Genomic DNA, 22730 nt, shown 5'->3' with positions numbered 1-22730 from the left:
TAACCGGGCGATGGTTGCATTGGACGGGGATTAAGCCTAACTTTGTGTTGGAAAAAATTCTTGAGTTTATGCAGATACGGAAGGGTAAAGTAGAAGAAAATGAAGCAATTGCCAAGCATCTCTTGCTGGCCATGGAAGATATAGCCTACCTGTTTATTGGGGATAGAAACTACGATAAGGCTTTACATTTTATGAAGACCTTGGTGGGCCAACAAGGAAACCAATATTCATACGATAACAATTGGGTGGTTTTGGAAGATGATGAGATTGTAGCGACGGCTTTAGTGTATCCAGGTGATGCCTTGGCAGCCTTGCGTGCGCCGGTTGCTCATTTATTGAAAACCGAATATCAAGTAGCTTTTAATCCGGAGGATGAAACCCAGGCCGGCGAATACTATATCGATTGTATCGGGGTTAGCCCTAATCAACAAGGAAAGGGAATAGGGAGCCAGGTGCTTCAGTTTTTGATCGCTAACTACGTGGAACAAGAAGGCAAAGTATTGGGGTTATTGGTGGATGAGGATAATCCGAAAGCAAAACGCTTATACGATCGATTGGGTTTTGAAGTGGTTGGCGAGAAGACCTTGCTCGGAAAACGCTTGGAACATATGCAGGTAAAACCGCAAGGATAAAAGAAAAGGCCAGTTGAAAAACTGGCCTTTTCTATGCAATGGGGATGATTTCACCTCCTTATTGCTTATAGCTGTTATCTTGCGGGTTTACATCGGCCAGGCGTTGTGTCGGATCGATGGTTACTGCTTTTGCTTTTTTGCTCAATGGTAAACGGTATACCGGTCTGGTCCAGAACCAATCGGTAAGCACGGTACGTTTCACCCCTTGGTAAACCGGGTAGTTTTGTTCTGCTGGTTTTTCCCCGCGCATCTCGCGTAATGGAATATAGAACAGTTCCTTGCTGCCATCCGCGTATTCTACCAGTATATCCAAAGGCATAGCGAGATCTGATTTGTTGCGAATCAGGACATGATCGTCTTTTACCTGCGCAATGCCATAATCGATTCGACGTGTCGTGTTTAGGAATAAATTAAAGTACCATTTCAGGTTAATGCCTGAAACCTCTTCGGCTACGCGTTTAAAATCATTGGGCGTTGGATGCTTAAATTTCCACAGCTCATAAAAGCGTAGAAATGTTTTTTGAAGGTTCTCCTTGCCAATAATATACCCTAATTGCTCGGCAAATACAGCCCCTTTAGAGTAGGCTTCATTGCTATAGGCATAATTGCTGTTGTAATAATCAGCCAATAAACTCATTGGCTCTTCTTTGCCCGATAGGGCTAATTTAATATAGGCATTATAGGCCATGCCGATTGGATTTAAGGCCCGAACTTGGGGTCTATCAAAAATCTCTTGGTAGGCTAATTCTTCAATATAGCTGGTAAATCCTTCATCAAACCATTCATCAACAGTTTCATTGATGCCGAATAGGTGCTGATACCAGGAATGGGCAGCCTCGTGGTAAATAACACCAACCAGGCCTTTCAAGTTACGTCCTCCGGTTACTAAGGTAGCTGTACCATATTCCATACCGCCATCACCACCTTGCACTACGGTATAGGTTGGCCATGGGTAGGCGCCGAAATGCTTGCCGGTATAGTCGAAGAAATCGGTCGCCATGGTTAAGGCTGTTTTCCAATTGTCAACAATGGTTTTGTCCGTAGGTAAGTAAACGGTATAGACCGTGATGCCGCCTTTTGATTTGGCTGAATCTACCACAAATTTAGGGTCTGCCGCCCAGGCAAAATCGTGGATGTTCGACACTTTATAATGCCAAGATGCTTTGTTGTTCTTGGATTTTACCTTCGCATTTTTTACATAGCCTTTAACCTCATTTGGGTTTTGCAGCTTGCCGGACGAACCGATGACATAGTTCTTATTGATGTGGATGGTGACATCGAAATCACCAAAAGGAGCGACGAATTCACGACCTACATATTCGTCTAAATGCCAGCCAAACTCGTCGAAGTGTGCCATTTTAGGGTACCATTGGGTCATAGAGAAAGCTACACCCTCTGCCGAGTTACGGCCGCTACGGCGGATTTGCTCCGGCACCTGCGCGGTCCAAGTCAAGTCGAAAGTCGCGGTGCTGTTGTCCAGAATCGGGCTTGGCAGCGTCACTTCCAAGATGGTGCCATCTACTTTAAAGCTGGCTTCCTGACCGTTATAGCGGATCGATTTAATCTTTTGATAGCCTATTTGCTCTGGCGTTAAGCTGGCAATACGGCTTTCGGGCTTGCCGTTCACTTGTTTCACCATGCGACGGTCGGGGTCTGGAATCGTTTTTAAACGTTCATCCATCATGCTGCCTGGTTGAAAAGCATTGAAATACAAGTGGAAATAAACCTTGTTTAAGGATTGACCGGAATGGTTGCTGTATTTTAAGGTCATCTTGCCATCGTATTGAAAGGTCTTTTCATTGACATCAATATCCATGCTATAGTCTACCTTTTGTTGCCAATACCCTTTTCGCTGTCCAAATGCAGCAAGCGAGAGTAGGCTTACTAATAAAAAGCTTATCGATAATTTCAAGTTCATAGGCTCAAAATTACAAAATGTTTGCACATGAGCAAGATTTGAAGCACTTACAAGGGCCTTAGGCCATGATAATTTCGATACCTAAAGCTTTTAATTGCTGAAGCATGGCGTCGAAATCATCTTGGGCAACGAAGAGTTTATTGCGCCAGATGCGAATGGGGGTTGATTTTTTCTCGCGGTAGATGCCCAATAAGTTTCCGCCGGAGCGCATGTGGTTTTTGATGTAGGCAATATCGGCTATGGGTATTTCAATATCCTTACCCGGCTTCTGGATGCGAATGGTTTGATCGTTGAAATGCCATGTAGACGCTTGATAGCTGAATTTGGCGCCCGCAAATAGGGCTGCAGGAATGCTGAATAGCAAAATAATAATCTTCACGATTTCCCGGATGTCAGCATAGGATAGGAGGTAGCCCAATACGAATAGGGAGCCTAAGAGTATCCAGATGAATTTGCCGCGGTGCAGGCTGTGAATATGATAGGATGTGGTGTCGGTGTTACTGCTCATCGGCTGCTACGGTTTCTCCTTTTATATTGATATAGCTGACCTCATCGGTGCCAAATTTCGTGACCATGGCTTTGCCATCATAGAATGGGGAAGCCGTGCTATAATTAAATGGGATGACGGTATGCCCTTGTTTATCTACATAACCAAAGCGTTCAGCATCTTTGGAAGCAATAAACAGGTCTTTTTCTTCGGCAAAGGCCAAGGTTTTAAAGCCTCCAAAGATCTTTTGCTTGCTTTTTAAATCGTACAGATCGAAGATATCTTGTTCGATGACGATAAAATATTCAGCATTGTATTGGCCGATCAATTCATAGTTGGCTGGCACAACGATTTGACCGCTGCTATCGACCAAGCCTACCTTATCGTCCTGGCAATAGATGGCAAACTGATCGATAAAGGGCGCAAGGCAAGGGTAGCTGTTTTTCCATAGTCGTTTCCCCTGTTTGTCCATGACGCTGAATGCCTCGTCTTTAGAATAGATATAAGCTTTCAGTTGGCTATCGTAGGTGATGATGTCGTAGGTTAGCGGAACCAGTACCTGTGCATTTTCATCTAGTATACCGGTTAAGAATTCCTCATTGCTGACAATAAAGGCACCATCGATATATTCGCCAATGGAAGAATAGCTGGCAGGGGTCAGCACTTTGCCTTCTTTCATTAAACCGTAGCGAGATGCTGTGCTGTCGTAATAGGCTACAAAACCTTCGCCGAGTTCGATGTCGTTATTTTCAGTGTACTCCGATTCATCTCCCGTAATTAAGTTGTAGTCGGCAGGGATTTCAAAGCGGGATTGCGGGATTTCAACCTGGCTAATCGCTGTGGCTTCAATATGTAAGCCTTGGACACCCAAACTCAGGGCAGCGCCGGGTAATTGATTGAGGTAGCTGTAATCATCCCAGTAAAAAGCAGGGATTTGCTCGCTATACCAAACTTGTATTTCAATGATTTCCTCGCCACCTATAGGTTTAACAATAGCGAGCTTGCAGGGAACACCGGCGATTACTTTGCTTCGATCTGCGATATAGGTTATCTGAAAGGCTGCCGCCTGCTGATCGATTTGCTCGGGGCTATTGTGGATATATTCCTTATGTTGGGGCAATAGCAAGTAACTGTTGTTTGTTTTTTTATGCTGCAATTGAATGTCGTTGTTGGGGAATTTAGCTGAAATTAGGGCATAGCTATCGTTAACATAGGCTTCCATGTCGAGGCTGCTGGCCTGCATGCCCGCAAGGAGGTTTGTTACAATTTCTGCGGAAATACTGTCTTGGTTTAAACGCTTGGCAGTTATCGAATTTTCTTCGACTTTAAGACTATAATTAATTTTGAACACCTGTTGTTGTCCTAGTCCGATTTGAGTGCACAATCCCCAGAAGAGGAAGGCCATAGCTAATTTCATGCTGTATAAGAATATGACGCAAACTTCCCTGTTTTTTTTCATTTTACAAAAAAGATAATCGCTTATTTTTTTTTACTATTGGGGGTTTCTGGCTTTCAACTTGTCTTTAAGTAAAGCCGCAGTTTTGCAGGCTAATTCTGTAAATTGCATTATACAACCTAAAGACAATAAAATGAAAAGAGCTATCGTCTGTAGTTTTCTATTGTTGATGACTACCTTGACATGGGGACAAGAGAAACCCAATGTATTGTTTATTTATGTAGATGATTTGGGCTACGGAGACCTAAGTGCTTATGGGGCGCAGAAAATTAAAACCCCCAACATCGATGCCTTGGCGCAAGCAGGAATCCGTTTTACCAATGGCCATGCTACCGCTGCTACCTGTACACCATCGCGCTACTCGCTGATGACTGGAAGATACCCGTTCCGCAAAACCGGAACCGGTGTATTGCCGGGGGATGCCGCCTTAATTATTTCTCCGGATCAGCTTACCCTACCGGCATTGTTTCAACAAGCGGGATACCAAACGGCCATGATCGGAAAGTGGCACCTGGGCCTAGGAACTGCCGTAGAGAAGAATTGGAATGCTGAGGTGAAGCCTGGGCTTTTGGAAGTGGGCTATGGTTATTCTTATATTTTCCCGGCAACGGCAGACCGCGTGCCTACGGTGTTTTTGGACGGGCATAAGGTGGTAGCTACCGATCCATCGGATCCGATTGAGGTTTCTTACCAACAAAAGATAGGGAATGAGCCAACGGGTTTGGAGAATCCAGAGCTCCTCAAGATGAAAGCCTCGCCTAACCATGGGCACAACAATACCATTGTGAATGGGATTGGCCGCATCGGTTGGATGAGTGGTGGTAAAAAAGCACGCTGGACCGACGAGGAAGTGACTTACACTTTTTTGGATAAGGCCATCAGTTTTATCGAATCAAATAAAGACAAACCTTTCTTCATAAGCTACCATGCTACCGAACCGCATGTGCCCCGGATGCCGGCTACTCAATTTAGAGGAAAAAGCGGTTTAGGCTATCGTGGGGATGCTATTTTGCAATTAGACCATACGGTAGGCGAATTGGTAAAAGCCTTGAAAAATAACGGGCTATATGAGAATACCATGGTTATTTTTACCAGTGATAATGGGCCCGTGCTTGACGATGGGTATGTGGATGGCGCCGTAACGGAGTTGAATGGGCATGATCCGAAAGGAGGATTGCGGGGTGGCAAGTATTCTGCTTTTGAGGCCGGAACTCGCGTTCCGTTTATCCTGTCTTGGCCAAAGAATGTGAAAGCAGGGCAGCAATCGGATGCCTTGGTGAGTCAAATCGACTTCCTGGCGAGCTTCGCCAAGTTGCTTGGAAACAAGAACCTGGACGCTGCGAGTTTGGATAGTAAAGAAATACTAGCGGCTTTCCTCGGAAAGGATAAAAAAGGAAGAGATTATTTAGTGAAATCTTCTGGCACCCATTCCATTCTGCAAGGAGAAATGAAATATATTAAACCGAGCAAGGGCAGAGCTTATAACCCATTGACCGATACAGAGCTGGGGAATTCTCCGGAGGAACAGTTGTATAACCTAAAAAAGGATTGGGGAGAACAGCACAACATTGCCAAAGAAAACGCGAAGAAAGTGAACGAGCTGAAGACCTTGCTGCAAAAAGAATTGGAAGCCAAGAAATAAGTGTAGCACAGCATATCATGTCAATAAAAAACACCACTTCAAGTGGTGTTTTTTATTGACATTATGATAGGTGGTTAGTATTCTTTCAATAACCGCTTAAAATCTTAAGGTTTTTTCCGGGTTCAACTTTCTTCCGTAGCTCAATAGCTCGTAATGAAGGTGAGGGCCGGTGGAACGACCTGTGCTGCCTAAGGTGCCGATAATTTGGCCGGCATCTACCCGCTGTCCTGAGCGAACGCGCGCACCGGAAAGATGTGCATATCGGGTTTCCCATCCGTTACTGTGTTCAACAATAACTACACGTCCGTACTGGCCTTTGTAGCCTGCAAAGGTCACTTTGCCGGCAGCTGTCGCTTTAATAGGCTCGCCGATACGTCCTTTGATGTCTATTCCGGAGTGCATCTCACGTCCTTTGTTGGTAAAAGGGTTGCGACGGTATCCGAAACGGGATGTTATTTTCCCGTGGTGCGGAATCCCTAAAGGGATGCCTTCCAGCTTTTTGTCTAAATTCTTCAGTTCTTTTTTGTAGAACTTCGTCAATTCTTCGATATCTACCTCTTCCTCTACTGGTCCCCCCACGTTTTTAATCTTCGGCGCGATGTCTTTTAACCCTCTTTTGCGCATTTTGGCATTAATTTGGTTAATCGTACTATCGATAGCGTCAAATGACTTTTGGAGTTGCTCCATACTCATTTGGTTCGAGGCTTCTTCGCTAGCTAAAGACTTCTTCGCAGCCTCTAACGCTTCAATTTTCTTTGTAAGTTCCTTTTCGTATCGGTCACTGGTGTTTTTAGTGGCCAAGTATACGATGGTGCTACAGGCTAGGCAGATCACAAAAATGCCTAGTACAACTATCCTTTTCCAATTTTTAACGACAAAAGTTGGAATTTGGATCTTGCGATCAGAGTTTCCGTTGGCATCTAGAAAGACAACGGAAGTCTTTTGTTTAATCATAGTAATTACTTCTTCTAAATACTGCTAGTCACTTGCTAATTTAAACCATGCATTGTTTAGTTAAATAAAATTTAACATTTCATTAACGATTGATCACCGCTTTCTTGGAATATTTTTCATCTTTGTACTATGTCGTTTTCAGATCGTATCCTTGCGTGGTACCAAAGCCACAAAAGGCCTCTACCATGGCGTGAAACTAAGAATCCTTACGTGATTTGGCTGTCCGAAATCATCTTGCAACAAACGAGAGTGGAGCAAGGCTTGCCTTATTTTTTACGATTTGTGGAGGAATTTCCGAATGTAACAAATTTCGCTAGGGCTTCCGAAGGTCGAATTTTAAGGCTTTGGCAAGGCTTGGGCTACTATTCTCGCGCTAGAAATATGCATAAGGCTTCAAAATTGGTGCTGGAGGAATTTTCTGGTGACTTCCCGACGCAGTTTCAGGATTTGTTGCGCTTGCCCGGGGTAGGGGAATACACGGCGGCAGCGATTTCGTCCTTCGCGGCGAACCAGCCCCATGCGGTATTGGACGGGAATGTGTTTCGCGTATTGTCCCGTTATTTCGGGATTGAGGAACCGATCAATTCGACAGCGGGTAAAAAGATCTTTTCTCAATTGGCCGACGAATTGTTGGATCGGCAACATCCGGGAGAATATAACCAAGCGATTATGGACTTTGGTGCCCTGCAATGCAAGCCTAAAAGTCCGGATTGTTCGGTATGTCCCTTGCTGATTGATTGCGAAGCCTATAAAACAAATCGGCAGGATGAGCTGCCCAAGAAATTGAAAGGCAAGAAGAGTAAGGATCGCTATTTCCATTATTTTCTGATCGAGCAGGATGGGCAGGTGCTGATGTCACAACGCGGCGAAGAGGATGTCTGGGCCAATCTGTATGAGTTTCCAATGATTGAGAGTGCCGCGCATATGGATGCCCAGGAAATTCAGGATTTGCCGGAATTTCAAGGCTTATTTAAGGATGCTGCACCGGTTTTGATTGGCGATGTGCGCAAGCATGTGCTTAGTCATCAGAATATTTATGCGCGCTTTTATAAATTAGATGTTGAGAACGTGGAATTGGCCAAAAAAAGCCATTGGAATTATTTTTTGTCAGAAAATTTAGATAAATTAGCTAAGCATAAACTGATTAGCTCGTTCATCGAGCATTATTTTTTTGCTAACTAACCCTAAATTATTGTATGTCTGGAGTAAACAAAGTTATCTTAGTGGGACACTTGGGCAAAGACCCTGAAATCCGCTATTTAGAAGGAAATGTATCCGTAGCCAGCTTTCCATTGGCTACCTCGGAAACCTTTAGTAAAGATGGAAAACGTATTGAACAAACCGAATGGCACAACATCGTCTTGTGGCGCGGATTGGCCGATGTTGCGGTGAAATACCTCAGCAAAGGGAAACTCGTCTATATCGAAGGAAAATTAAGAACGCGTTCTTATGAAGATAAGGAAGGAATCAGGCGCTATACCACCGAGATTGTCGCGGAAAGCTTCAACCTCTTAGGTCGTCGTTCAGATTTTGAACCGCAAAGTCCGCAAGCAGGAAATTCGGGGGCTGCTGCAGATACTACCAATGATAAAGAACAAACCGTAGATTTTACGGAGAATAATGATGATAATGATGGCTTGCCATTTTAACATTTACCTAGTTTTTTACCAAACCTTATCATAATCTTTTTAAAATTTGCTGTATCTTTGGCGCATGTTGCAAGATAAAATAACGCAGTATACCCAAGAGATTGAAGCTTTTGCTCCAAGCTCTGCGCAAGACGTGGAAGCATTCCGCTTGAAGTTTTTAGTGTCCAAAGGCCTTGTTAAAAGTTTGTTCGAAGAGTTTAAAACCGTCTCTGCCGAAGAGAAACGTGTTTTAGGTAAAGTGTTGAATGAATTTAAACAATTGGCTGAGCAGACCTATCAAGACGCTTCTGCAAGGTATAATAGCCAAGCCGATCAAAAACAGTCTGTAAAAGAAGGCGACTTAACCCTTCCGGGAGCAGGCTTTACCATAGGTTCTAGACATCCGCTATCCTTAGTACGTAAGGAAATTGTGGAGATCTTCAAGAAACTAGGCTTCGTTGTTGCCGAAGGCAATGATATCGAAGATGATTGGCATAACTTCTCTGCGTTAAACTTTGCGCCGGAACACCCCGCACGGGATATGCAGGATACCTTCTTCGTGAAAAAACAAGAAGGAAACGATGTGGTATTGCGTACGCATACCTCCTCGGTGCAGGTACGGTTGATGGAAAATGGAAAACCTCCTTTCCGTGCAATCATGCCAGGGCGTGTATACCGTAATGAGGCTATTTCCGCACGTGCGCACTGTTTCTTCCACCAAGTGGAAGGACTGTATGTGGATGAGGAAGTTTCCTTTGCCGACTTAAAGCAAACCCTGTATCACTTTGTAAAAGAGTTATACGGTGAAGATACGAAAGTGCGATTCCGCCCTTCTTATTTCCCTTTTACGGAGCCTTCCGCAGAAATGGATATTTCTTGTACCATCTGTAAAGGTGCCGGATGTCAGATGTGTAAACAGTCTGGCTGGGTAGAGATTCTAGGATGTGGTATGGTGGATCCAAATGTTTTGGAAAACTGTGGTATCGACTCGAAGAAATATTCCGGATATGCGTTCGGAATGGGAATCGAACGGATAACAAACTTAAAGTATGAAATCCGCGATTTACGCTTATTCTCTGAAAACGACGTTCGCTTCTTAGCGCAGTTCGAAACAGAGATCATCTAAGCATCGAAATGAAATTTTAAGCCTGCTGCCCAGCCCGGGCAGCAGGAATTAATAAACGTTTATACGATTAATGGAAGATAAAATAGTCATAGCAATAAAGAAATCGGCGCGCGATCTATTTAGAAAGTATGGCTATAACAAAACCAGTGTAAACGAACTTTCCAAAAACGCCCATATTGCCAAGGCGACTTTCTATAAGCATTTTGCCAGTAAAGAATTGATCCTGCACGCGGTGCTGATGGATTATATTCAGGAAAATGTGGAAGACATCTTAAATAAACTCGTCAATGAGCGTGATCTGGCAACTTTCCTCGCCAATACGATTCTGCGGGTCAGCCGCGTAACTTATACCGTTTGTAATGAGTTCGTGGGTTGGGAGTTTATCCGGGAGTCAGCCAATGCGCAAGAATACCTTAAAATATTATCCGATGATTTGGAGTTCCTCCTGCTGCGTTCCTTTATGCAGAATGAAACCATCGGCTCTATGATTCCGGAAGAACGACTTACCTTCCTGATCAAATGCTCTAAGAATATTGTGTTTTCCTTCGCCTTTACCGCTGTATCGGAAGCCGATGTTCGCAAAAACTTCATCTCCTTTCAGAAAGATATGCTGCCCTATTTGGTAGAAACGACGCTGAAGGAAATGTAATTTAGATAAGAGATTGGAGACAGGAGATGTGAGAGCGTGCTGGGAAACCTTGCTTTCACGCTAGGTGAGGTGTTGGAATGTTTCTTTGGGGCTGCTTTAATTCTGAACGTTTTCTTTATGAAATGCTGTATTTTCACCTACAATAAGTTTGCTGTTGATTAGCACTTGCTTATTCTCAAATCTCCTATCTCATATCTCACATCTAATCTGTATTTTTGCGTCCTATGGGAAGAAGAATTGCTCAAGACAAGAAGTTTGTTACTGGTCTGTCTATCATTGATATTGCGGAAGAGGGAAAAGGAGTTGCCAAACAGGATAATCTCGTTTATTTTATTGAACGTGCCGTGCCGGGGGATGTTGTAGATGTGGAATTGCTACGTAAGAAGAAAAGCTTTGTTGAAGGGAAAGTGACGAATATTACGCAGCCTTCCGCTTACCGGGTTGAGCCTTTCTGTTCGCACTTCGGTGTTTGTGGTGGTTGTAAATGGCAGCATATGAGCTATGAGGCGCAGTTGAAGTTTAAAGAGCAATATGTTGGGAATGCCCTTTCTCGCATTGGGAAAGTCGATGTATCGGATATGGAAGCTATCCTTCCCTCAGAAGATACCAGCTATTACCGCAATAAATTAGAATATACCTTTTCCAATAAACGTTGGCTAACGGATCTGGATGATGTGCAGCCCGGCGATTCTATGGACGCTCTAGGCTTCCATGTTCCTGGACGTTTTGATAAAATCTTAACGGTAGACCATTGTTATCTGCAACAAGACCCTTCCAACGAGCTTCGTAACAGCATCTTCGCCTTTGCAAAAGAACAGGAGATGTCTTTTTACGATTTAAAGCAGCATGAAGGTTCCCTACGGAACTTAATTATCCGTACCTCTTCTACAGGCGAGTTAATGGTGATGGTAGTCTTTGCTTATCCGGAAGAAGGACAGGTTGAGCAACTGATGTCTTTTATCCAAGACAAGTTCCCACAGATTACCTCCTTATTATATATCATCAATCAAAAAAGAAACGATACGATCTTCGATCAAGATATCCATATTTATGCAGGCCGCGACTTCATTTATGAGGAAATGGAAGGGCTGAAATTTAAGGTAGGGCCGAAGTCGTTCTATCAAACAAACTCCCGCCAAGCTTATGAACTGTATAAGATTACCCGTGAGTTTGCTGAACTAAAAGGTGATGAGCTAGTATACGATTTATACACCGGTGCAGGTACGATTGCCAACTTTGTTGCTAAAACTGCCCGTGAGGTTGTCGGTGTAGAATATGTGCCTACGGCTATTGAAGATGCTAAAGTAAACTCTGCCATCAATGGGATAGCCAATACCAAGTTCTATGCTGGTGATATGAAGGACGTACTTACCTCTGAATTTATTGCTGAGCACGGTAAGCCGGATGTGGTAATTACTGACCCTCCGCGTGCCGGAATGCATGCCGATGTGGTAGAGCGTATTCTGGAAATGGAGGCCGAGAAGGTGGTGTATGTAAGCTGTAATGCGGCAACACAAGCGCGTGACCTAGAATTGTTGCAAAGTAAGTATGACGTAGCACGCATTAAGCCTGTCGATATGTTCCCGCATACGCAGCATGTGGAGAATGTGGTGCTTCTAAAATTAAAAAGATAATGGATTTACAAGACCTATTGAACCGACAAGAGGGCGAACAAGAGCCTGGTAAAGGCCAAAGCCCCTTGGTAAGTTTAAAAAGTGATTTAACATTTTATAAAGAAGCCATTCAAGAAGTATCCGTGGAGTTAATGGCCGAAGGATATACCTTGTATCCTATTTTTGTTGCCCATCAACACCAGGTTGATTTGGGTGAAGTAATTCTCGATCGTGGAGAATTGAATACCTCCTGGACCATCCATGCGAGCTCTTTAGAAGAGTTTGTGGAAAAGGGAATCATCAAGGATGATAAGAAAGATTTCTTTATCAAAAGCTTCAAGCCTGCTAACGATTATATGTGTTTATTCGTGATTGTTCCTGAGGGAGCTAACTTTGTATTCTATCCCTATCAATAAGCTGTTTATTTTAAACTTTTTAACATTTGGTAGTCTAAACTATTATTACCTTTAGCATATTTATGTTTAGAAATCTAAGAAATATCGCTTTATTGAGCATCCTATTCACGCTTTTTACGGGCTACTCGTTACAAGCACAAGAGTCGGGATCTATTTCCGGGCTGGTGCTGGAAAAGGGAACAAGCAACCGTATTGGTGATGCCAATATCACGAATTTAAGAAGTAACTATACCACGCGCTCCAATGCTTATGGTGTTTTTGTAATGCCTGTAAGCATAGGGGATACCTTGTCGCTAAACAAAGTAGGTTATGGTCCTGTGAAGACCATCGTCCGCACCTTAGAGGATATCTTAATTGATTTACAGCCAGGCTTACAAATCGAAACAGTTATCGTGACGCGTAGTACCAAAGAGGCTGAAATGCGTGGCTATCTGGATGATTTCCGCAAGAAAGGGATCTATAACGGTGGACACAATAAGTTCGGGACCTATTTAGCAAGTCCGGCTACCGCTTTATACAACCTGTTTGGGCAAGAAGCCAAAAACGCGAAGCGTTTTGAGAAGTACATGAATGTCGAGCTGGAAGCCACCAAAGTTGACCGTATTTTTAATAAAACCATTGTTTCCGAGCTGACCAAGTTAGAAGGGGATGAATTGCAATCCTTTATGGATCTTTATCGTCCTTCCTATTCCACTGCGCAATATTGGGGGCAATATGATTTAATGACCTATATTTCCAACTCCTTTAAGTCTTGGGATGCACAGGGCCGTCCAAAATCTCAACGCTTACCCAAGCTTGAGATACCTGAGCAACAAAAATAATACATTGAAATTCAGTGGTTTGTATCCGTGCGCTTATTGAAATAGCAGTTTGGCATTGGCTTTGCAAAACTTTAAATTCTTAATAGAATATATAAGTATAAAGATAAAATTAGTGATTATGAAAATGAATAAAAGATTTGCGGTTTACGGTTTAACAGTTGCAACATCGGCGATGTTATTTGCAAGCTGTTCCACTATTCAAAATACAAGTAACACAACTAAAGGTGCTGTGGTAGGTACAGCTGCTGGTGGTGCAATCGGTGCATTAATCGGTGGTAAAGCTGGTAATACAGCTGTAGGTGCTATCGCAGGTGCTGTAATTGGTGGTGCTGCTGGTACTTTGATTGGTAAGAAAATGGATAAACAAGCGAAAGAAATCGAAAACACTGTTGCTGGTGCGGAAGTAGAGCAAGTGGGTGAAGGTATCTTAGTGAAGTTTGATTCGGGTATCTTATTCGATTTTAACAGTACAGCATTGAAAGCATCTGCTAAAGAAAACATTGCTAAATTGGTTGAAACCTTAAATAAAGAGCCAGATACTGAAATCTTAGTATTAGGTCACACCGATAACGTAGGTAGCTTATCTGCCAACCAGAAAGTTTCTGATGGCCGTGCGGCATCAGTAAAATCATTCGCTGTATCGAAAGGTTTAAGCAGCTCACGTGTAAGAACTGAAGGTAAAAACTACTCAGAGCCTATTGCTTCTAACGATACGGATGCAGGTAGAGCAGAAAACCGTCGTGTAGAGATCGTTATTGTGGCTTCTAAGAAAATGCAAGAAGAAGCTAAACAACAAACTGGTCAATAAGAAAACGACTAGAAATAATATTGGATAAAAGTTCCTGATGGCTTAATTGCTGTCAGGAACTTTTATTTTAATGGCTGCGCCAGTTGAATTGTAATTGCTATACTACAGTTAAGTAAATTCTTATTACGATATGAATATTTCGTGAGCATAAATAGGTATAATTGTGGTATAAATCTTTACTGTATTCGATTTGCGCCTATTATGTTTAAAAAAATATTCTCTAGAAGAATCCATCTATTAAAAACAGTTTATTGGGGGAGTAGATTTTCCTGTCTAGGGAAATTTATTGTGTACCGAAATACAAGATTATTCATTCGGCCCAGCGCCAAAGTTATTGCCCATCAGAAATTTGGGATCAACTGTTCTTGGGCCGGGTCATCACCCTATTCCTTCGAGCTTATTCTTAAAGATAATGCACAATTAGTTGTTAATGGTGTATTCCATTTGTATGCGGGCGGGAAAATAAGTGTCAATGAAGGTGCAGTTCTACAATTGGGTAGTGGCTATATCAACAATAATGTAAATATCGCCTGCTTTTCGAAGATAGCAATCGGGGAGGGGGTCGCAATTGCTGAAAATGTGGTCATCCGCGATTCAGATAATCACCATTTAAATGGTAATACCAAAGAGCAAATGACTCAACCTATCCATATTGGTGACCATGTTTGGATTGGAATGAATGCTATTATACTGAAAGGTGTTACGATAGGAGAAGGTGCCGTAATTGCTGCAGGAGCTTTGGTGAATAAAGATGTGCCAGCTCGAGCACTGGTTGCTGGCGTGCCAGCCAAAGTAATTAAACAAGATGTCAGCTGGAATTAACAAACAGCGTCCACTCCCTAGCTTATTTTTTGTTAAATTTTAGCCATGTGCTGACAAACTGTCATTTCTTTTCGTTTTTAATTACTAACTTTGTAGTCTTTGAAATTTGACTATGTTAGAGTTAACACATACTACCAAAACGCACGATGAATCACGCCAGGGGGAAGCATTGGAGCTGGTGCCAACTGGATCATCAAATGGTCGCAAATTATATATTGAAAGCTATGGCTGTCAGATGAACTTTTCTGATAGTGAGATTGTTGCGTCCATCTTAATGGACAAAGGATACGAAACTACCCGTGACTTTAAAGAAGCCGATGTGGTGTTTATCAATACCTGTTCCATCCGTGAGAATGCGGAGCAACGCGTGCGCAACAGGCTGAAGGAATTTGAGTCTGCAAAAGCGAAGAACCCAGGCATGGTGGTAGGTGTATTAGGATGTATGGCCGAGCGCTTGAAAGCGAAGTTCCTCGAAGAAGAGAAACTTGTGGACGTAGTTGTAGGGCCAGATGCTTACCGTGATTTGCCGAATTTAATTGAAAAGGTAGATGAGGGTGGACGTGCGGTGAACGTATTGTTATCGCGTGAAGAAACCTATGCCGACATCAATCCGGTACGTCTGAATTCCAACGGTATTTCTGCGTTTATTTCCATTATGCGTGGTTGCGATAATATGTGTTCTTTCTGTGTTGTGCCGTTTACACGCGGTCGCGAGCGCAGTAGAGATGTAGACTCTATCGTAAAAGAAGCGCAAGATTTATTCAATGCAGGGTATAAAGAAGTAACCTTATTGGGTCAGAACGTTGACTCTTATAAATACACGCCAAAAGTAGCGGAGGGCGAAGAAGAACAACCTACGGTTAATTTTGCACAGCTATTGGGCAAGGTGGCCGAGGTGAGCCCGGAATTACGTATTCGTTTTTCTACTTCCCATCCGAAAGACATTACCGATGAGGTATTGTATACCATGGCGCGTTATGAAAATATCTGTAAGTACATCCACCTGCCGGTACAGTCGGGCAACTCCCGCGTATTGGAATTGATGAACAGAACTTACGACCGCGAATGGTATAAGGGTCGGGTAGATGCTATCCGTCGTATTATCCCAGAATGTGGTATTTCTACCGACGTGATTACCGGTTTCTGTACAGAAACGGAAGAAGAACATCAGGAAACCCTTTCCATGATGGATTACGTGAAGTACGATTATGCTTACATGTTTGCTTATTCTGAACGACCAGGTACTTTGGCGGCGAAGCGTTATGCCGATGATATTCCGGAAGAGGTGAAGAAACGCCGCTTAACGGAAGTTGTCGATTTACAACGCGCGCATAGCTTATACCGCATTCAGAACTTTGTAGGCAAGGTACAACGCGTATTGATCGAAGGCTTCTCCAAGCGTTCCGATCAGGATTATTGTGGTCGTAACGATCAGAACACCATGGTGGTATTCCCAATGGATGCGCGCTATAAGGTGGGCGATTATGTGAATGTATTAGGGGAGAGCTGTACATCGGCTACCTTGATTGGAAGGATCGTTGACTAATTATCAAAAGTAAAAGGAGATAAATGGATCATCAGGATATAAAGAATAGGTTTGGAATCATTGGAAATTCGCCCTTATTAAACCGTGCTATTGATATTGCACGCCAAGTGGCACCTACCGATATATCGGTTTTGATTCAAGGTGAAAGTGGATCCGGGAAGGAAGTCTTTTCTCATATTATCCATCAATTAAGCGGGCGCAAGCATGGGCCATTTATTGCGGTAAACTGTGGTGCAATTCCGGAAGGAACGATCGATTCCGAGCTTTTTGGTCACGAAAAAGGATCGTTTACCGGTGCGCATGAAGCCCGTAAAGGTTATTTTGAGGTGGTTGATGGCGGAACGATTTTCCTGGACGAAGTTGGTGAGTTGCCCTTAGGCACCCAGGCTCGTTTATTACGTGTATTGGAAAGTGGTGAGTATATCCGCGTAGGTTCCTCCAAAGTACAGAAAACCAATGTACGCGTGGTTGCAGCTACCAATGTGGATGTATTTGAGGCCGTGAAGAAAGGTAAGTTCCGCGAAGATTTATACTACCGATTAAATACCGTTCCATTGCGCATTCCAGCCTTGCGCGAACGTAAGGAGGATATCTACTTGTTGTTCCGCAAGTTTGTGGTTGACTTCGCTGATAAGTACCGCACGCCGGGCATTCAGCTGACACCCGATGCGCAAGACCTTTTGACGAATTATTCCTGGCCAGGTAATGTGCGCCAGTTAAAAAATATCGCCGAGCAAATTGCCGTCCTGGAAAAGGAACGCGTCGTTACGGCACAAATATTAAGCAATTATATCCCCGCAGAATCGCAAACCACCCTACCCATGGCAGTAAAAGACGCCAACAAGGAGAGTTTCTCGGAAAGAGACCTGTTGTACAAGGTGTTGTTCGATATGCGTAAGGATATGGTGGACTTAAAGAAATTGGTGGTGGAATTGATCCAGAACGGATTTAATCCGGGAACCATTGAGCAAAATTCCCCTTATATCAATCAGCTCTATCAGGAAGTAAGGCCAGCAGCCAATGCTATGGTTAATGAAGAGTACAATATGCAGCAGCCTGCTACCTTAACTATTCATAACCCGAATCAACAGCATGGTAATAATAACGATTACCTAACTTATGATACCCAGGATGTGGAGGAAGTGGAAGAATCCTTATCTTTATTGGATAAAGAGTCGGACTTGATTAAGAAGGCCCTGAAAAAGCATAAAGGAAAGCGGAAAGCTGCCGCCCAGGAATTGGGCATTTCAGAACGTACGCTTTATAGAAAAATTAAAGATTTGAACCTCGAATAAGCTTATTATTAATGAGTAAGATCAACGCAATAATCTTCAGCGGCCTCATGGGCTTGATGATTTGCATGTTACAAGGCTGTGGAGTCAGTTATAGTTTATCGGGAGGTTCCATTCCTGAAAACCTCAAAACCTATTCTGTTGCATTCTTCGAGAATATCTCGCCTATTGTAAATCCGAATTTAAGTCAGAATTTTACGGAGGGCTTAAAAGAGCGCATTCGTACGCAATCCAGATTAAGCCAGGTGAATCAAGATGGCGATGCGACCTTTGAAGGTGTCATCACGAATTATGCAATTACAGCAGCGGCGGTAGAGTCCAACACCGATATGGCGGCCTTAAACCGCTTAACCATTACGGTGAAAGTAACTTATAAAAATATCAAGGACCCAACCGGTGAGAGTGATTTTGAGGAGTCCTTTACGCAGTTTAAGGAATACAGGGGCGATTTCACCTCTCAGGAGACTAACCTGGCACAGGAAATCGTGAAAATGCTAACAGAGGATGTTTTTAACAAAGCATTCAACAACTGGTAATCTACTTAAGGAAAACAATGGATCAACTTCAACTATTTAGAAAAGCATTAGAAAACCCACTCGAAGTCAGTGAGCCGGATTTTCAACGCCTGCTTTCCAAATATCCTTATGCGCAACCCTTGGTTTTTGCAAATGAACGCAAAAAGCAACTGGAACAAAAGCCCATTGATAAGCAGAAAACCTTATTATATGCTTACAATGCGTTCTGGTTAAAGGATTACTTGCAGAAACCGATTAAGGAAATCCCTGAGTTGGAGGTTGATTCCGACGAATATATCAGCTTTGAAGAGTTGGAGCCTACGGAGGACATGCTGGAAGCCACAACTACGAATGTTCCTGTAGCAGAAGAGCAGAACGAGGAGGTGTCGACGGAGGAATTTGTCATTGCAGAGGTGGAGGCTAGTCCTGCCGCAAGTATAGCAGCGGAAGTTGAGGAGGAAGAGGAGTTGGATGAAAGCCAACTGTTCGATTACGAAAAGTATGCTTTAGGGGCTAAGCCTAGAGCGGCGAAGGTGGTTCAGGAAGAAGAAACGCCAGAAGTCGAGGAGGAGCCCGAAGCGGAAGTTGAGGAGGAGGAGGATTCCCCTATAGCTGTTGAAGAAGAAGAAATAGGCGCTCGCTCGGAAGAGGATATCAGTTTATACAACGATGAACTGATGCCTTATAGTTTCCGTTGGTGGTTATATAAAACCCGTTTAGAGCATGCCGATACCTACCAGCCTTTTGCTACGCCTTCTTTTCCAAAACCACACAAGGGGCAGTTTGATGCGAAGAAATTAGATGAGGCTATTTTAGACCAGCAAATCCGGGAGAACATTTTTCATTTGCAGAATCCGGAGGATAAGCTGAGTGAAAAATACAAGAAGGATACGGTGGAGTTCAATCCGGTGCAAGATAGCGATGAAGTTATCGCGAAATTTATCCGGGAGGAACCTCAGATTCAACCGCCACGAGCCGAAGAAATAAACACCGAAAACAAAGCTAGACGCAGCTCTGAGGACCATTTAACGGTTGTAACAGAGACCTTAGCAAACATATACGAAGGGCAGGGGATGTACGAAAAAGCAATTTTGGTATTTAAAAAATTAATTTCCGAGAATCCAGAAAAAAAATCGTACTTTGCGCTCCGAATTAAAGAATTGGAACAAAAGTTATAAAATAGATATATAAAAATGACAACCTTATTTATTATCCTTATTATTTTAGTGAGCTTATTATTATCGTTTTTTGTATTAATACAAAATCCGAAAGGTGGCGGTTTATCGTCAGGATTCTCCGGAGGAGCGAACTTAATGGGGGTACAACGTACCGGTGATATCTTAGAGAAAGGTACTTGGATTTTAATTATTTCCTTAATGGTATTCAGCATTGCGGTGAACGTTGCAGGCCCATCTGCTGGAAGCACTGGCGGATTGGATGATCAAATTGAAGCACCCGTTCAAGGCCCTAGCTTAAACTTAAACCCAACAGCTACACCTATAGCACCGTCTACAGGTACAGAAGCTCCTGCCGCACAAACACCTGCCGCAACAGATTCAACGAAATAAACGAAGCTTAAATGCTTTAATGGCTTATGTTTTAGCATAAGCACAAGATAAATGACATCCTCTACTGGAAAGTAGGGGATGTTTTTTTTTAACGTTACTGCCTGTGTTGTTATCGTTTTGTCATCGTGTTTCCATCATTTTGCCATGGGTTTGTCATCATTTTGTCATGGTGAGCGGAGTCGAACCACGAACCACGAACGACTGGTACGTCAATACAAACCACAATATATAATAACCTTATTTACAGTTTATTACAAAAACATGTCATCGCGGAGCTGAAAGACGAACAATCGCTGCATCAGAACGCGTAGAAAACGATAGTTTGTTAATTAAGTGGGTGGTGTAAAGAGTATTAGGTGTGGTGGATTGCACTGACGTACCAGTCGTTCGTGGTTCGACTCCGCTCACCATGACAGATTGATGACAGATTGATGACAAATTGATGATAAAACAACAAACCAAAAACCAAACACCGCCAGCTCTCCTCCTTTTCTCCTCCCTTTCTCACCCCTTTCACTCCCCTTTCAAGCCCCTTTCAACTAGGCTTTGCAAGAGGTCAGAAAAGGCTTATCAATGGCAGTTCAACAGCCCACAACAAATCCAATTATTACCCTCTTCCTTGCAAAAGTGACAGCTTGGCACTGCTATCTAAATGGATATGTCAGGAAAATGTCTGTAAAAAGGAAAAAATGACAATAAAAAGGGCTTAAAATCGATTGGCATAGTTAGTGATGCCATAAGGAAAAGTAAACGAATAAATAATTAACATTTGATATACAATTATGGCTTTAAGTATTAAACCTATCGGAGACAGAGTAGTAGTTGAACCTGCTCCAGCAGAAGAAAAGACAGCGTCTGGTATCTATATCCCGGATACAGCAAAAGAGAAACCTTCTCAAGGTACTATCGTTGCTGTAGGTACTGGTAAACCGGAAGAACCCCTTACGGTACAAGTAGGTGATAAAGTATTATACGGTAAATATGCTGGTACTGAGATTACTTATGAAGGCAAAGAATATTTAATTATGCGTGAAGCTGATATTTACGCAGTTCTGTAATTCAATCAAACACACAGTATTCACAATCTAAACGCAAGTCTACCGACCCTTTAGGAGCTGTTAGCCTTGCAACTATACAATTACATTAAACATGGCAAAACAAGTAAAATATAACGTTGAAGCTCGCGACGCGCTGAAAAAAGGTGTTGATACCTTAGCAAATGCAGTAAAAGTAACTTTAGGACCAAAAGGACGTAATGTTATTATCGAGAAGAAATTCGGTTCTCCAGCCATCACTAAAGATGGTGTTTCTGTAGCGAAAGAAATCGAATTGAAAGATGCATTAGAAAATATGGGTGCACAAATGGTAAAAGAAGTAGCTTCTAAAACTGCTGATCAAGCGGGTGATGGAACGACGACTGCTACTGTATTGGCACAAGCGATTGTTGCTCCAGGTATTAAATCTGTAGCTGCAGGTGCAAACCCAATGGACTTAAAACGTGGTATCGACAAAGCTGTTGCAGCTGTTGTAAACAACTTGAAAACACAATCTCAAGTGGTTGGTGCCGACAACAATAAAATCAAACAAGTAGCTTCTATTTCTGCAAACAATGACGAGGTTATCGGTTCATTAATTGCTGAGGCGATGGAAAAAGTAGGTAACGACGGTGTTATTACTGTTGAAGAAGCAAAAGGTACGGAAACTGAAGTGAAAACAGTGGAAGGTATGCAATTCGACCGTGGTTATTTATCACCATACTTCGTAACCAACTCCGACAAAATGGAAGCGGAATTAGATAACCCTTACATTTTAATTTACGACAAGAAAATCAGCAACATGAAGGAATTGTTGCCTGTATTGGAAAAACAAGTACAAACAGGTAAACCTTTATTAATTATTGCTGAGGATCTTGATGGCGAAGCATTAGCTACCTTGGTAGTTAACAAAATCCGTGGTTCCCTGAAAGTGGCTGCTGTTAAAGCACCAGGTTTTGGAGACCGTCGTAAAGCCATGTTAGAAGATATCGCCATCTTAACTGGTGGAACGGTAATTTCTGAAGAAAGAGGTTACAAATTAGAAAACGCAGAATTATCTTACCTAGGCCAAGCAGAGAAAGTGGTTGTTGATAAAGACAATACTACCATCATCAATGGTTCAGGTAATGCCGACGATATCAAAGCTCGCGTAGCACAAATCCGTTCTCAAATTGAAACTACAACTTCCGATTACGATCGCGAGAAATTGCAAGAGCGTTTAGCGAAGTTATCAGGTGGTGTAGCCGTATTATACGTAGGTGCTACTACTGAGGTTGAAATGAAAGAGAAAAAAGACCGCGTTGATGATGCTTTACATGCTACACGTGCTGCTGTAGAAGAAGGTATCGTTGCAGGTGGTGGTGTTGCTTTCATCCGTTCGGTTGAAGCGTTAGCGACCCTAAAAGGTGATAACGAAGATGAGCAAATTGGTATCGACATTATCAAACGTGCTATCGAAGAGCCTTTACGTCAAATCTGTGCGAATGCCGGTATCGAAGGTGCGGTTATTGTACAGAAAGTAAAAGAAGGTACTGCAGACTTTGGTTATAACGCACGTACAGATAAGTTCGAGAACTTAATTGCTGCTGGTGTTATCGACCCTACGAAAGTATCTCGTGTAGCTTTAGAGAATGCTGCTTCTGTAGCTTCTATGTTATTGACTACCGAGTGTGTACTTGCAGACGAAGTTGAAGACAATCCAGTAGGAGCAGGTGCTCCTCCAATGGGTGGTGGTATGGGTGGCATGATGTAAGCCCTATCGCTTCTGATAAATAAAAATAGCTGTCCATTGGGCAGCTATTT

22 protein-coding genes are annotated in these 22730 nt (G+C 42.9%); 18 read left to right on the top strand and 4 right to left on the bottom strand.

Going from position 1 to position 22730, the window contains the following annotated elements:
- Window positions 1-68 precede the first annotated feature (68 nt).
- Window positions 69-632, top strand: coding sequence for a GNAT family N-acetyltransferase (locus GQF63_RS15700; RefSeq protein ID WP_160370185.1), 564 nt, complete (start codon window positions 69-71; stop codon window positions 630-632).
- Window positions 633-690: 58 nt separating this feature from the next.
- On the opposite strand, the gene GQF63_RS15695 is transcribed toward GQF63_RS15700, so the two are convergent.
- From GQF63_RS15695 to GQF63_RS15685, 3 genes are read right to left on the bottom strand one after another with little or no spacing between them, the layout of a single operon-like run.
- Window positions 691-2550 (bottom strand): M1 family metallopeptidase, encoded by a 1860-nt coding sequence (locus GQF63_RS15695; protein ID WP_160370184.1) that lies wholly within the window; start codon window positions 2548-2550, stop codon window positions 691-693.
- A gap of 58 nt (window positions 2551-2608) precedes the next feature.
- Entirely contained in the window at window positions 2609-3058 is a 450-nt protein-coding gene (locus tag GQF63_RS15690; protein ID WP_160370183.1) for a hypothetical protein, read from the bottom strand.
- Complete coding sequence (locus GQF63_RS15685) at window positions 3048-4454, bottom strand: WG repeat-containing protein (protein WP_160370182.1); 1407 nt, start codon at window positions 4452-4454, stop codon at window positions 3048-3050. Before GQF63_RS15685 ends, GQF63_RS15690 begins: the two co-directional genes overlap by 11 nt.
- Before the next feature lie 172 nt (window positions 4455-4626).
- Here GQF63_RS15685 and GQF63_RS15680 point away from each other — a divergent pair, with 172 nt between their 5' ends.
- The gene (locus GQF63_RS15680) at window positions 4627-6135 is read left to right on the top strand and encodes a sulfatase family protein (RefSeq protein WP_160370181.1); all 1509 of its coding nucleotides are present in this window, start codon (window positions 4627-4629) and stop codon (window positions 6133-6135) included.
- Between the two features lie 96 nt (window positions 6136-6231).
- Here the strand turns inward: GQF63_RS15680 and GQF63_RS15675 are convergent, their stop codons facing one another.
- Window positions 6232-7089, bottom strand: a complete 858-nt coding sequence (locus GQF63_RS15675; protein ID WP_160370180.1) for a M23 family metallopeptidase — start codon at window positions 7087-7089, stop codon at window positions 6232-6234.
- 129 nt (window positions 7090-7218) lie between these two features.
- Between GQF63_RS15675 and mutY the strand changes: the two genes are divergently transcribed.
- From mutY to groL, 16 genes are all read left to right on the top strand, one after another.
- The gene (gene mutY, locus GQF63_RS15670) at window positions 7219-8271 is read left to right on the top strand and encodes an A/G-specific adenine glycosylase (RefSeq protein ID WP_160370179.1); all 1053 of its coding nucleotides are present in this window, start codon (window positions 7219-7221) and stop codon (window positions 8269-8271) included.
- A 14-nt stretch (window positions 8272-8285) separates the two neighbouring features.
- Window positions 8286-8738 (top strand): single-stranded DNA-binding protein, encoded by a 453-nt coding sequence (locus tag GQF63_RS15665; protein ID WP_160370178.1) that lies wholly within the window; start codon window positions 8286-8288, stop codon window positions 8736-8738.
- Between the two features lie 64 nt (window positions 8739-8802).
- Window positions 8803-9843 carry a phenylalanine--tRNA ligase subunit alpha gene (gene pheS, locus GQF63_RS15660; protein ID WP_160370254.1) on the top strand — a complete coding sequence of 347 codons (1041 nt, stop codon included), beginning with the start codon at window positions 8803-8805 and terminating at the stop codon, window positions 9841-9843.
- 70 nt (window positions 9844-9913) lie between these two features.
- Complete coding sequence (locus GQF63_RS15655; protein WP_160370177.1) at window positions 9914-10492, top strand: TetR/AcrR family transcriptional regulator; 579 nt, start codon at window positions 9914-9916, stop codon at window positions 10490-10492.
- Window positions 10493-10716: 224 nt separating this feature from the next.
- On the top strand, window positions 10717-12126 hold the full coding sequence (gene rlmD / locus GQF63_RS15650; RefSeq protein ID WP_160370176.1) for a 23S rRNA (uracil(1939)-C(5))-methyltransferase RlmD: 1410 nt from the start codon (window positions 10717-10719) through the stop codon (window positions 12124-12126).
- The gene (locus GQF63_RS15645) at window positions 12126-12521 is read left to right on the top strand and encodes a hypothetical protein (RefSeq protein ID WP_160370175.1); all 396 of its coding nucleotides are present in this window, start codon (window positions 12126-12128) and stop codon (window positions 12519-12521) included. Before rlmD ends, GQF63_RS15645 begins: the two co-directional genes overlap by 1 nt.
- A 62-nt stretch (window positions 12522-12583) precedes the next feature.
- Entirely contained in the window at window positions 12584-13342 is a 759-nt protein-coding gene (locus GQF63_RS15640) for a hypothetical protein (RefSeq protein ID WP_160370174.1), read from the top strand.
- Window positions 13343-13460: 118 nt separating this feature from the next.
- A complete protein-coding gene (locus GQF63_RS15635) occupies window positions 13461-14150 on the top strand; it encodes a YiaD family glycine zipper/OmpA-like lipoprotein (RefSeq protein WP_212592607.1) in 690 nt (229 codons plus the stop codon).
- A 201-nt stretch (window positions 14151-14351) separates the two neighbouring features.
- Window positions 14352-14972 (top strand): acyltransferase, encoded by a 621-nt coding sequence (locus GQF63_RS19800; protein ID WP_160370173.1) that lies wholly within the window; start codon window positions 14352-14354, stop codon window positions 14970-14972.
- A 112-nt stretch (window positions 14973-15084) separates the two neighbouring features.
- Window positions 15085-16518 (top strand): tRNA (N6-isopentenyl adenosine(37)-C2)-methylthiotransferase MiaB, encoded by a 1434-nt coding sequence (miaB, locus tag GQF63_RS15625; protein ID WP_160370172.1) that lies wholly within the window; start codon window positions 15085-15087, stop codon window positions 16516-16518.
- Between the two features lie 23 nt (window positions 16519-16541).
- Complete coding sequence (locus GQF63_RS15620; protein ID WP_160370171.1) at window positions 16542-17813, top strand: sigma-54 interaction domain-containing protein; 1272 nt, start codon at window positions 16542-16544, stop codon at window positions 17811-17813.
- 11 nt (window positions 17814-17824) lie between these two features.
- Window positions 17825-18346 carry an LptE family protein gene (locus GQF63_RS15615; protein WP_160370170.1) on the top strand — a complete coding sequence of 174 codons (522 nt, stop codon included), beginning with the start codon at window positions 17825-17827 and terminating at the stop codon, window positions 18344-18346.
- Between the two features lie 17 nt (window positions 18347-18363).
- Window positions 18364-19503 carry a hypothetical protein gene (locus GQF63_RS15610; RefSeq protein WP_160370169.1) on the top strand — a complete coding sequence of 380 codons (1140 nt, stop codon included), beginning with the start codon at window positions 18364-18366 and terminating at the stop codon, window positions 19501-19503.
- Between the two features lie 15 nt (window positions 19504-19518).
- Complete coding sequence (secG, locus tag GQF63_RS15605) at window positions 19519-19893, top strand: preprotein translocase subunit SecG (protein ID WP_160370168.1); 375 nt, start codon at window positions 19519-19521, stop codon at window positions 19891-19893.
- Window positions 19894-20675: 782 nt separating this feature from the next.
- The gene (locus tag GQF63_RS15600; RefSeq protein WP_153512622.1) at window positions 20676-20951 is read left to right on the top strand and encodes a co-chaperone GroES; all 276 of its coding nucleotides are present in this window, start codon (window positions 20676-20678) and stop codon (window positions 20949-20951) included.
- A gap of 91 nt (window positions 20952-21042) precedes the next feature.
- Complete coding sequence (groL, locus tag GQF63_RS15595) at window positions 21043-22680, top strand: chaperonin GroEL (RefSeq protein ID WP_160370167.1); 1638 nt, start codon at window positions 21043-21045, stop codon at window positions 22678-22680.
- Window positions 22681-22730: the final 50 nt, after the last annotated feature.

This window comes from Sphingobacterium humi (genome assembly GCF_009768885.1).
Taxonomy (GTDB): domain Bacteria; phylum Bacteroidota; class Bacteroidia; order Sphingobacteriales; family Sphingobacteriaceae; genus Sphingobacterium; species Sphingobacterium humi.
The sequence above is the reverse complement of the archived record's forward strand: the minus strand, read 5'-3'. Positions and strand labels throughout refer to the sequence as shown.